We start from the raw sequence: 11,738 nt of genomic DNA on the forward strand, positions 1-11,738 counted from the left end.
TGTGTCTCGCGCTCCGGAAGAGATGCCCGCGTGTCGCCTCCGGTCGATCGTGCGGTTGTGGGTGGGCCGTCTGTCTCTCGGTCGTTTGGAACCTGCCGGAGGCCTGCGCGCCGTGGCATACCGGCACGCCGTGGTCGCCTGAGGCCTGGGGGCCTGTGTCTCGTGCTTCGGGTGGGCATGCCCGCATGTCCCCCGGACCTCCGGCCGTACGCGCGGCTGCGGGTCTGGGGAAGCGCCCGTCTCTCAGTTCCAGGTGCCCTCCGGACGGGGCCCGGCGGGGGATTGGGTTACCTGAGGAACGCCGCTGCGACGCCCGCGTCCACCGGTATGTGCAGGCCCGTCGTGTGGGTCAGGTCGCCTGCTGTCAGGGCGAAGACCGCGTTGGCCACGTGCTCGGGGAGCACCTCGCGCTTGAGGAGGGTCCGCTGGGCGTAGAACGCGCCCAGGTTCTCCTCCTCGATCCCGTACGTCGCCGCGCGCTGCGCGCCCCAGCCGCCCGCGAAGATTCCCGATCCGCGGACCACGCCGTCCGGGTTGATGCCGTTCACCCGGATGCCGTGCTCTCCCAATTCCGCTGCCAGTAGGCGGACTTGGTGGGCCTGGTCCGCCTTCGTCGCGGAGTACGCGATGTTGTTCGGGCCCGCGAACACCGCGTTCTTGGACGTGATGTAGATGATGTCGCCGCCCAGCGCCTGGTCCCGCATGATGCGGGCCGCCTCGCGGGAGACGAGGAACGAGCCGCGGGCCATGATGTCGTGCTGGAGGTCCCAGTCGCGGGCCGTGGTGTCGAGCAGGGGCTTGGAGATGGAGATGCCCGCGTTGTTCACCACCAGGTCGACTCCGCCGAAGGCCAGCGCAGCCGTGGCGAACGCCCCCGTGATCTGCTCCTCTGATGTGACGTCCATGGGGATGGCGACCGCCTTGTCGGGACCACCGAGCTCCTCCGCCACGGCCGCGGCGTTCTCCGCGTTGAGGTCCGCCACCGCGACGCACGCGCCCTCCGCCACTAGGCGGTGCGCTATCGCCTTGCCGATGCCGCTGCCCGCGCCGGTCACAAGGGCGACGCGGGTGGCCAGGGGTTTGGGCTTGGGCATGCGCTGGAGCTTGGCCTCCTCCAGCGGCCAGTACTCGATGCGGAACTTCTCCGACTCGTCGATGGGCGCGTAGGTGGAGACCGCTTCGGCGCCGCGCATGACGTTGATGGCGTTCACATAGAACTCGCCCGCCACGCGTGCCGTCTGTTTGTCCTTGCCGAAGGAGAACATCCCTACGCCCGGAACGAGGACGATGGCCGGGTCCGCGCCGCGCATCGCCGGGGAGGTCGGGTCGGCGTGGCGGGTGTAGTACGCCGCGTACTCCTCTCGGTATGCGGTGTGGAGTTCCTTGAGGCGGGTGATGGTCTCCTGGAGTGGCGCGGTGGGGGGCAGGTCCAGGACCAGGGGCCTGATCTTCGTACGGAGGAAGTGGTCGGGGCAGGACGTGCCCAGGGCCGCAAGGCGCGGGTGCTCCGTGCTGGTCAGGAAGTCGAGGACGGTGTCCGTGTCGGTGAAGTGACCGATCTGGGGGCGGTCCTGCGAGGCCAGCGAGCGGATGTGCGGGGCCAGTTCGGCCGCACGCTGGTGGCGTTCAGCGGTGGGGAGCGGGGCGTACCCCTCCAGGGCCGCGCCGAACGGGGCGGGCTTTCCGTGTGCGGAGAGGAACGCCTCCGCCGTGCGGATGATGTGCAGCGAGTTGCGCTCGCACTCTTCCGCCGTGGCGCCCCAGGCCGTGATGCCGTGACCGCCCAGGACACAGCCGATGGCGTCGGGGTTGGCGGACTTCACCGCGGCGATGTCCAGGCCCAGTTGGAATCCGGGGCGGCGCCAGGGCACCCAGGCCACCGTGGAGCCGAAGCACTCCGCCGTCAGCTTCTCGCCGTCCGCCGCGCAGGCCAGGGCGATGCCCGAGTCCGGGTGGAGGTGGTCCACGTGGGGCGCGTCCACCAGGGCGTGCATGGCCGTGTCGATGGAAGGCGCCGCGCCGCCCTTGCCGTGCAGGCAGTAGTCGAAGGCGGCGACCATCTCGTCCTCGCGGTCCACGCCCCCGTACACCTCCTTGAGCGCGTGGAGGCGGTCCAGGCGAAGGACCGCCAGGCCGTCCTCGGTGAGGGTGCCCAGGTCGCCGCCCGAGCCCTTGACCCACATCAGGTCCGTGTCCGCGCCCGTGACCGGGTCGGGGGCCGTGCCCTTCGCCGACGCGTTGCCGCCCGCGTAATTGGTGTTGCGCGGGTCCGCGCCCAAGCGGTGGGCGCGGTCGAGGAGTTCCTTGACGCGGGCGTGCTGCGCGTTCTGCCCGTGCTCTGCCTGCTGCGTGTGCTGTGTCATGTCGCTCATGCCCCCCATCCGGCCTGCTCGCCGCCCACGCGGTCCTTGACGATCTGCTCCTGCCAGCCTGACTCCTGATAAGCCCTCATGGGATCAGGGTCGAGCCCCGACTCCTCCCTGACTTCTGCCAGTAGGGGACGGACGTCCGTGTTGAACGCGTCCATCAAGGCCGCGTTGGCGGCCAGCACGTCACCGGTCCGCTGAGCCTCGGCCAGTGCTTCCGCGTCGACGAGGAGCGCCTTCGCCGTGGCCTCCTGCACGTTCATCACCGAGCGGATGATCGCGGGGATCTTCGCCTCGATGTTGTGGCACTGGTCGAGCATGAACGCGATGTCCGAGTCCAGGCCGCCGCCCCGGACGACCTCGTACATGATCCGGAAGAGCTGGAAGGGGTCCGCGGCGCCCGCCATCAGGTCGTCGTCCGCGTAGAAGCGCGAGTTGAAGTCGAAGCCGCCCAGACGCCCCTCGCGCAGGAGCGTCGCGACGATGAACTCGATATTGGTGCCGGGCGCGTGGTGGCCGGTGTCGACGACGACCTGCGCCTTCGGCCCGAGCTTCAGGCAGTGCGCGTAGGCCGTGCCCCAGTCCGGGATGTCCGTCGCGTAGAAGGCGGGCTCGAAGAGTTTGTACTCGATGAGCATGCGCTGGTCGTCGCCGAGACGGTCGTACGTCGTCCGCAAAGCCTCCGAAAGGCGGTCCTGGCGGCTGCGGATGTCGTCCTGGCCGGGGTAGTTGGTGCCGTCGGAGAACCACAGCTTCAGGTCGCGTGAACCCGTCGCGTCCATGATGTCCACGCACTCCAGGAGGTGGTCGAGCGCCTTGCGCCGGACCGTCGGGTCCGGGTTGGTGACCGAACCGAGTTTGTAGTCGTCGTCCTGGAAGACGTTCGCGTTGATCGCGCCGAGCGTCACGCCGCGCTCGGCGGCGTACTCCGCGAGCGCCGCGTAGTCGTCGACCTTGTCCCAGGGGATGTGCAGCGCCACCTTGGGCGCCACGCCCGTGTGGGCGTGCACCCGCGCGGCGTCGTCCAGCTTCTCCCGGGTCGTGCGTGGGACACCTGGCTGCGCGAAGACCTTGAAGCGCGTACCGGAGTTGCCGTACGCCCAGGACGGGGTCTCCAGGGCCTGGGTACTGAGTGCCGCTTTCACGGCGTCCTTGCTGGTTCCGGCGGTCATCGCGCAGCCTTCCGAAAGAGCGGTCGAGGTGGGTCAGTTGGAGAATCGGTGCGTGCCGGAGGCGGCGGCGAAGACGGCGCAGCCGTCCTCCATGCGCAGGAAATCCGCCGAACCATGCGCTACTTGAGAACGCTTGTCGGCGGGGATCCACACCTCGGCAGTGGTGTTCGCGGGCAGGGTCAGAGTCAGACGGAACCCGTCCGAGTCCGTCTTCCAGTGGGTGCTGACCGGGCCGTAGAGCGCGTCGAAACTGCTCTCCGCCTCGGTCACGCCGCCACCGGGGCGGGGGCGGACGAGGATCTTGCGGAAGCCCGGGTCGGCCGGGGCGATGCCCGCGATGTTGGCGTACATCCACTCGCCCACCGAGCCGTAGGCGTAGTGGTTGAAGGAGTTCATGCCGGCGTCCTGGAAGCTGCCGTCCGGCTTGATGGAGTCCCAGCGCTCCCACATCGTCGTGGCGCCCTTGTCGATCTGGTAGCCCCAGCTGGGGAAGGACCGCTGGACGAGGAGGCGGTAGGCGACGTCCGTGTGGCCGGTGGACGTGAGGACGGGGAGCAGGCGCGGGGTGCCGAGGAAGCCTGTCGACAGGTGCCATTCCTTGGACTTGATGAGCTCCACCAGGCGGGCTGCCGCCGGTGCGCGGTCGCTGTCGGCGAGCAGGTCCATGGACAGGGCCAGGACGTACGCGGTCTGCGTGTCGCCCTTCACACGCCCGGCGCCGGTCACGTACGCCGTGCGGAAGGCGTCACGGACGCTCCCGAAGAGCTTCTTGTACGGGGCCGGGTCCTTGCCCAGCGCTTCGGCGGTGCGCGCGACGAGGTCGGCGCTGTGCGCGAAGTAGGCGGTTCCGATGACGTCCTTGGGAGTCTCGTCCTGGATGTTGAGCCAGTCTCCGTAGCCCTCGGCGGGGCGCAGATATCCGGTGCTGTGCTTCTCCAGGTAGTCGAGCCACTTCAGCATCGAGGACCAGGACTGCTCCAGGACGCGCTTGTCCCCGTACGCCTGGTACAGCGCCCAGGGGACGGTCACTCCGGCGTCGCCCCAGCCGGCCACGCCCTTGCCGAGCGACCCGATGGCCGGGGCGACATCGGGGAAGGCGCCGTCGCCGGACTGGCCGTCGCGCAGGTCGTCGAGCCACTTGGTGAGGAAGCGCGCCGACTCCATCGTGTAGGCGGCGGTCGGAGCGAAGACATTGATGTCGCCGGTCCAGCCGAGCCGCTCGTCACGTGCGGGGGTGTCCGTGGGGATGGAGAGGAAGTTGCCGCGCTGGCCCCATGTGATGTTGCTGTGCAGCTGGTTGAGCATGGGCACGTTCGTCTTGAAGTCCATAGTGAACGGAGCCGACGTGTGGATCACGCGGCCCACCACGGCGTCGAGCGGCGGCTTGCCCGGGTAGCCCGTCACCTCCACGTAGCGGAAGCCGTGGAAGGTGAACCGCGGCTCGTACGTCTCCTTGCCGCCGCCCTTGAGTGTGTAGGTGTCGGTGGCACGCGCGGACCGCAGATTGGTGGTGTAGATCGTGCCGTCGGGGTTGAGGACCTCCGCGTGGCGCAACCGGACCTTCGTACCGGCCTTCCCGGAGACGGTGAGGCGGACCGCGCCGACCATGTTCTGACCGAGGTCGAAGACGAAGACGCCCGGCTTCGGCTCGCTCACCTTCCGGGAGGAGATCTCGCTCTCCACGCGCGCGTGCCCGTCGATCTGGGCCACGACGGCGGCCTCGACCTTGTCGACGGCGTCCGCCGCGATCCACTTCGAGTCGTCGAAACCGGGGCGCGTCCAACCCGCGGTCTCCAGGCGCGCGTCGTAGTCCTCGCCCGACAGGAGGTCGGCGGCGGTGACCGGACCTGTGGCGGCGCGCCAGTCGGTGCCGGACAGCACACGGTCGGTGGAGCCGTCGGTGTACGTGACCTCCAACTGGGCCAGGAACGCCGGGCGTTCGCCGTACTGATGCGGACCGAACATGCCGACGTTGCCCGCGTACCAGCCGACCGCGACCGTCACGCCGAGCGCGTTGGCGCCGGACCTGAGCTGCTTCGTCACGTCGTACGTCTGGTACTGGACCCGCTTGTCGTAGTCGGTCCAGCCGGGTGCCAGGCGGTCGTCGCCGACGCGCTCGCCGTTCAGCCAGGCGTCGTAGAGACCGAGGGCCGTGGAGTACAGCCGGGCCCGTGCGACCTTCTTCCCCGGACGGAGGCGGAACGCGTGGCGCAGCTGGGCGGCGGGGCAGTGGTGGGGTGCGACCTTCCCCCAGGGGCCCGAACCCCAGGGCGCCAGGACTTTGGCCGCCGTCCAGGAGCCGTCGTCGTACCCCGTCGACCGCCAGTCGCCCGCGGGCTCCTTGTCGGTGGTCTTCCACGTGCCGTCGGTGCTGAGGGTGCGTACGCCCTCGGCGGTCGTCAGTTCGAGCAGGCCGAGCAGGCCGGCGGGCCCGGTCGTGGCGTTGGTGGCCGAGACGGCGATGACCCCGGCGCCGGCGCGGAGTTGGCCGGTCACGTCGACGACCGCGGGGCGGCGCCAGTTGTCCGCGGCGCTGTCCGCCTCGGCGTGCGACACCCGCGTGCCGTTCACGTACGCGGTGTAGCCGTCGTCGGCCGTCATGACCAGCCGCGCGCGGGTTACCCCTTCGGGAACGTCGACGCGGCCCCGGAACCAGCGGGTGGCGGCCGGAGCGCTGTTCGCGGGGTCGCCCTCGGGGAACCAGATCCACGAGGCGCCAGCCAGGGAGGGCGCGCCGACGAGGGAGGCGGGGGCGCCGATCCACCGCGCCGTCCAGTCCTTCGCCGAGGAGAGCCCGGTCTCCCACCAGGAGGCCTCACTCCAGTCGGATGCCGTGCCCTCGGTGTCCCAGACCCGGACCGACCAGTAGTAGCGCGTACGGGACTTGAGGTCGGGGCCCGCATACGGGACCAGGACGGAGGCGCTGGAAGCGACCTTGCCGCTGTCCCAGACGTCGGGCTCGGTGAGGCGGCCGGGGGCGGTGGCCACGCGTACCTGGTAGGCGGTCTGTGCCTGCCCCTCCTTGGCCGACGTCAGGGGCCAACTCAGCCTCGGGCGCGGCACGTCGAGACCGAGCGGGTGCCTCACGTACTCGACGGTCGGTCTGGTCACGCGCAGGGCCCTGCCCCCTGCGGAGGGGGCGGCGTGGGCCGCCGGAACGGCCCCGGCGGCCACCGCCGTTCCCAGGGCTGCCGTGGCGGTGGTGCTGAGCAGTCGTCTTCTGCTGATCACAACTCGACTCCGTAACGACTCGACGATGAATCGTTTCACGAGAGGCGAAGCTAGGGAGCGTGCCGCCCGCTGTCAAGAGCCTTGAAGCGCTTGGCCCTTGGTGCATCAAGTGGCGACAGGATTTTCAAGTCCCGCCCATTGACGCCGTAGTTGGCGCGGGTTTAGCTTCCCTGGAAATTGATTGAAACCTTTCATGAATGCCGGAAGACGCATGCCCTTCGTGACCGATCGGTGCTACCTATGAGAGAGCCCCCCGTCCTTGCCGTGCAGGGCCTGAGCAAGTCCTTCGGGGCCGTGCGCGCCCTGCGTGATGTCTCCCTGGAGCTGTACGCCGGTGAGGCGCACGCCCTCGCGGGCGAGAACGGCGCAGGGAAATCCACCCTCATCAAGGCCCTCGCCGGGGTCCACAGGCCGGACGCGGGGGAGCTGTCGCTCGACGGGTCCCCGGTCGTCTTCCACGGCCCGGGAGACGCCAGGGACGCGGGCGTCGCCGTCATCTACCAGGAGCCGACGCTCTTCCCCGACCTCTCCGTCGCCGAGAACATCTTCATGGGGCGCCAGCCACGCCGTTCCCTCGGCCGCGTCGACCACAAGGCCGTGCACGCCGCGGCCGACGCGCTCTTCAAGCGCCTGGCCGTGGACCTCGACCCCGAACAGCCCGCGCGCGGCCTGTCCATCGCGGACCAGCAGATCGTCGAGATTGCCAAGGCGCTCTCCTTCGACGCCCGCGTCCTGATCATGGACGAGCCGACCGCGGCGCTCACCGGCAGCGAAGTGGCCCGCCTCTTCGGAGTCGTACGCACCCTGCGCGAACAGGGCGCCGCCGTGCTGTTCATCTCGCACCGCCTGGAGGAGATCTTCGAGCTGTGCCAGCGCGTCACCACGCTGCGCGACGGCGGTCTGATCGCGAGCGAGCCGCTCGCAGGCCTGACCGAGGACGATCTCGTACGCCGCATGGTGGGCCGCGACCTCGACGAGCTCTACCCGAAGCAGGACACGCGGGTGGGTGAAGTCGCGCTCAGCGTCCGCCGGTTGACCCGGGAGGGCGTCTTCACCGATGTGTCGTTCGACGTGCGGCGCGGGGAGATCGTCGGGCTCGCGGGGCTCGTAGGGGCCGGGCGCAGCGAGGTCGCGCGGGCCGTGTTCGGCGTCGACCGGTGGGACGCCGGAACGGTCGAGGTGCAGGGAAAGGCGCTGATCAACGGAGCCCCCAGCACCGCCATGGCGGCCGGGCTCGCGCTCGTCCCCGAGGACCGGCGCGCCCAGGGCCTGGTGATGGACATGTCGATCGAGCGCAACATCGGGCTCACCGGGCTGCGTACGACGGTGCGCGCGGGCCTCATGGACCGCGGTGCCGAGCGCAGCCGCTCGCTCGACTGGGCGGTGCGGCTTCAGGTGAAGTACGCGCGCATCGCCGACGCCGTCGGCACCCTGTCCGGCGGCAACCAGCAGAAGGTCGTCCTGGCCAAGTGGCTCGCCACCCGGCCACAAGTGCTGATCGTGGACGAACCGACCCGGGGCATCGACGTCGGCACCAAGGCCGAAGTGCACCGTTTGCTTTCCCAACTCGCCGCCGACGGGGTCGCGGTCCTGATGATCTCCTCCGACCTGCCCGAGATCCTCGGCATGGCCGACCGGGTCCTCGTCATGCACGAAGGCCGGCTCACCGCCGAGATCCCGCGCGCGCGGGCGACCGAGGAGTCCGTGATGGCGGCCGCCACAGGGAGGGCGGCATGAGCGCGACCACCCAGAGCCCGGCCCCCGCCGTGGACCCGGAGAAGGCCGGGGCCACCCGCCTCGTCGACCGCGTCTTCAAGATGCGCGAACTGGCCATCCTGCTGGTCTTCCTGGTGATGATCGGCATCACGCAGGCGGGCAACAGCGAGTTCCTGTCCGAGCAGGGCATCAAGGACCTGCTCCTGAACGCGACCATCCTCGTTCTCGTCGCGACCGGACAGGCCCTCGTCGTCATCACCCGCAACGTCGACCTGTCGGTCGGCTCGACGCTCGGGATCAGCGCCTTCGCCGCCGGCAACTACCTCCAGGGCGGCGGCGACTCGACGGTCGCGATCCTTCTGGCTGTCGCGCTCGGCGTCGGGTGCGGTCTGCTCAACGGGGCGCTCGTCAGCCTCGGCCAGGTGCCCGCGCTCGTCGTGACGCTCGGCACCCTCTACGTCATCCGGGGCGTCGACTCCATCTGGGTCGGCTCCCGGCAGATCACCGCGTCCGACCTGCCGGACGGCTTCGTCGACTTCGGCTCCGGCGGGATCTCGGCGGTGCCGTACCTGGGTCTCATCGCGCTCGCCGTCCTGGTCGCGGTCGCCTACTATCTGCGGCACTTCGGCGGCGGACGCGAGCTCTACGCCCTCGGCTCCAACCCCGAGGCCGCCCGGCTCGCCGGAATCCCGGTGCGCAAACGCATCCTCGCCGCCTACACCGCGTGCGGGGCGCTCGCCGGGCTCGCCGGTGCGCTCTACCTGGCCCGCTTCGGCAACGTCGACTCCGCCACCGGCAACGGCTACGAACTCACCGTCGTCAGCGCCGTCGTGGTCGGCGGCGTCGTCTTCACCGGCGGCTCCGGGAGCGTCTACGGCGCGGCACTCGGCGCGCTGCTCCTGACCTCCATCAACAGCGTGCTTCCCGCGCTCGGCGTCAGCTCCGTGTGGGTGCTCGCCATCAACGGCGTACTGCTCGTCCTGGCCATCGCCGTCGACCGGATCGTCGCCCTCCGCGTCGCCAAGGCCCTGACGAAGAGGGCCGCATCGAACAGAAGGGCTGGCCGCCATGGCTGACTCCAACCGGCTCACGTTCACGCGCGCCGTGCGCTGGGACACCGTTGTCGGCGCTCTCCTTGTCGTCCTCCTCCTGATGTCGTTCTCCTTTGTCGACGGTTTCGGGAACGCCCTCAACCTGTCGTTCCTCATCGGCAACACACTGCCCATCGCGCTGATCGCCCTCCCGATGACGCTTCTCGTCGTCTCCGGAGAGATCGATCTGTCGGTGGCCTCGACAGCGGGACTCTCCGGAGCCGTGATGGGCGCCCTCTGGAACGCCGGTATGGCCATCGAGACGATCATTCCGCTCGTTCTCCTCATCGGAGTCGTCTGCGGCCTGGTCAACGGCCTCCTGGTGACGCGTCTCGGGCTGCCCTCGCTCGCCGTCACCATCGGCACCATGGCCGCCTACCGGGGCATCGCGCAGATCGTCCTCGGCTCGGACGCCGTCACCGACTTCCCCTCGCAGTACCTGGACTTCGCGGCCGGACGCATCGGCGACACCTTCCTGCCGTACGCGTTCTTGCCCTTCCTCGCGCTGCTCGCGATCGCCGTCGTCGTCCTGCACGCCACGCCCTTCGGGCGCTCGCTCTTCGCTATCGGCGCCAACGAGGAGGCCGCGCGGTTCGCCGGCATCCGTGTCAAGCGGCACAAGCTGTGGCTGTTCGTCTTCACGGGGCTCATGGCCTCCCTCACAGGCGTCTTCTGGGCCCTGCACTACGCGAGCGCCCGCTACGACAACGCCACCGGCCTCGAACTGTCCGTCGTCGCCGCCGTCCTGCTCGGCGGCATCGACTTCGACGGCGGCAAGGGCACCCTGGGCGGCGCGATCGCCGGAGTCTTCCTGCTCGGCGCGCTGCAGAACGCGATGAGCCTGCTCAACGTCTCCGCACAGTCGCAGATCGTCGTCACCGGCGTGCTGCTCGTGGTGTCCGTCCTCGGTCCGCGCGTGGCCCGCCAGATCGCCGTCGCCAGAGCGGGCCGCCGCGCCGCCGCCCCCGCCCGCTGACCCCTCGTACCGTCCGGAAAGTCCGAAAGGGACCAACGATGCTCTCTCCCCACCGCTCTCCCCGCCGATCCGTCCGCCGCCCCGCGCTCACCCGCGCCTGCGTGACCCTCGCGGCCGTCACCTCGCTCGCCCTGACCGCCACCGCCTGCGGAGGCACCACCAAGGAGTCCTCGAAGAACGACGACGCCGCCAAGGCCTCGAACGCCAAGGCCGACCCTGACGCGCCGACCAAGAAGGGGCTCACGGTCGCCTTCCTGCCCAAGCAGGTCAACAACCCGTACTTCACCGTCGCCGACAAGGGCGGCGAGAAGGCGCTCAAGGAGCTCGGATCGACGTACAAGGAAACGGGCCCCAACAGCGCCACCGACACCAGCGGGCAGGTCTCCTACGTCAACACCCTCACCCAGCAGCAGGTCGACGCCATGGCCGTCTCCGCGCAGGACCCGGGCGCCCTGTGCACCGCGCTCAAGCAGGCCATGAAGAACGACATCAAGGTCGTCACGTACGACTCGGACACCAACCCCGGATGCCGTGACGTCTTCGTCTCGCAGTCCAGCGCGGAGGCGCTCGGCCGCACCCAGGTGGAACTGCTCGGCAAGCAGCTCGGCTACAAGGGCGACATCGCGATCCTCTCCGCGGCCCAGACAGCAACGAACCAGAACACCTGGATCCGCTACATGAAGGACGAGCTGAAGAAGCCCAAGTACAAGAACATGAAGCTGGTCAAGACCGCCTACGGCAACGACGACGCCCAGCAGTCCTTCCAGCAGACCCAAGGGCTCCTCCAGGAGCACCCGAAGCTGGCCGGGATCATCTCGCCGACGACCGTCGGCATCAAGGCGGCCGCCCAGTACCTTTCGGGATCTAAGTACAAGGGCAAGGTGAAGCTTACCGGGCTCGGCACGCCCAACGACATGCGCCAGTACGTGAAGAACGGCACTGTAGAGGGCTTCGAGCTGTGGGACCCGGCCAAGCTCGGCGCGCTCGCCGCGCACACCGCCGTGGCCCTGAAGTCCGGCCAGATCACCGGCAAGAAGGGCGAGAAGTTCGAGGCGGGTGACCTCGGCGGCTTCACCATCGGCGACAAGGGCGTCGTCGATCTCGGCGAGCCGACCGTCTTCGACAAGAAGAACATCGACCAGTACAAATTCTGAGGGGATCGGGATCGCACGCGGCGGCGCACCAG

General features: G+C 69.5%; 7 protein-coding genes. 4 read left to right on the forward strand and 3 right to left on the reverse strand.

Annotated elements, in window-relative coordinates; translation table 11 throughout:
- Positions 1–287: 287 nt before the first annotated feature.
- From ACWGI2_RS24155 to ACWGI2_RS24165, 3 genes are read right to left on the reverse strand one after another with little or no spacing between them, the layout of a single operon-like run.
- Positions 288–2,363, reverse strand: coding sequence for a bifunctional aldolase/short-chain dehydrogenase (locus tag ACWGI2_RS24155; protein ID WP_453697732.1), 2,076 nt, complete (start codon positions 2,361–2,363; stop codon positions 288–290).
- Positions 2,364–2,368: 5 nt separating this feature from the next.
- Positions 2,369–3,538 (reverse strand): L-rhamnose isomerase, encoded by a 1,170-nt coding sequence (gene rhaI, locus ACWGI2_RS24160; protein ID WP_453697530.1) that lies wholly within the window; start codon positions 3,536–3,538, stop codon positions 2,369–2,371.
- A 33-nt stretch (positions 3,539–3,571) separates the two neighbouring features.
- Positions 3,572–6,769: an alpha-L-rhamnosidase gene (locus ACWGI2_RS24165; RefSeq protein WP_453697532.1), complete on the reverse strand. Its 3,198-nt coding sequence runs from the start codon at positions 6,767–6,769 to the stop codon at positions 3,572–3,574.
- Positions 6,770–7,009: 240 nt separating this feature from the next.
- Between ACWGI2_RS24165 and ACWGI2_RS24170 the strand changes: the two genes are divergently transcribed.
- From ACWGI2_RS24170 to rhaS, 4 genes are read left to right on the forward strand one after another with little or no spacing between them, the layout of a single operon-like run.
- Complete coding sequence (locus ACWGI2_RS24170; RefSeq protein ID WP_453697534.1) at positions 7,010–8,506, forward strand: sugar ABC transporter ATP-binding protein; 1,497 nt, start codon at positions 7,010–7,012, stop codon at positions 8,504–8,506.
- Positions 8,503–9,561, forward strand: a complete 1,059-nt coding sequence (locus tag ACWGI2_RS24175; RefSeq protein ID WP_453697535.1) for an ABC transporter permease — start codon at positions 8,503–8,505, stop codon at positions 9,559–9,561. Before ACWGI2_RS24170 ends, ACWGI2_RS24175 begins: the two co-directional genes overlap by 4 nt.
- Positions 9,554–10,552 carry an ABC transporter permease gene (locus tag ACWGI2_RS24180; protein WP_453697537.1) on the forward strand — a complete coding sequence of 333 codons (999 nt, stop codon included), beginning with the start codon at positions 9,554–9,556 and terminating at the stop codon, positions 10,550–10,552. The genes ACWGI2_RS24175 and ACWGI2_RS24180 overlap by 8 nt, the downstream gene beginning before the upstream one ends.
- Positions 10,553–10,590: 38 nt before the next feature.
- Complete coding sequence (rhaS, locus tag ACWGI2_RS24185; RefSeq protein ID WP_453697539.1) at positions 10,591–11,706, forward strand: rhamnose ABC transporter substrate-binding protein; 1,116 nt, start codon at positions 10,591–10,593, stop codon at positions 11,704–11,706.
- Positions 11,707–11,738 lie beyond the last annotated feature (32 nt).

The organism is Streptomyces sp. NPDC054866 (assembly GCF_053610745.1).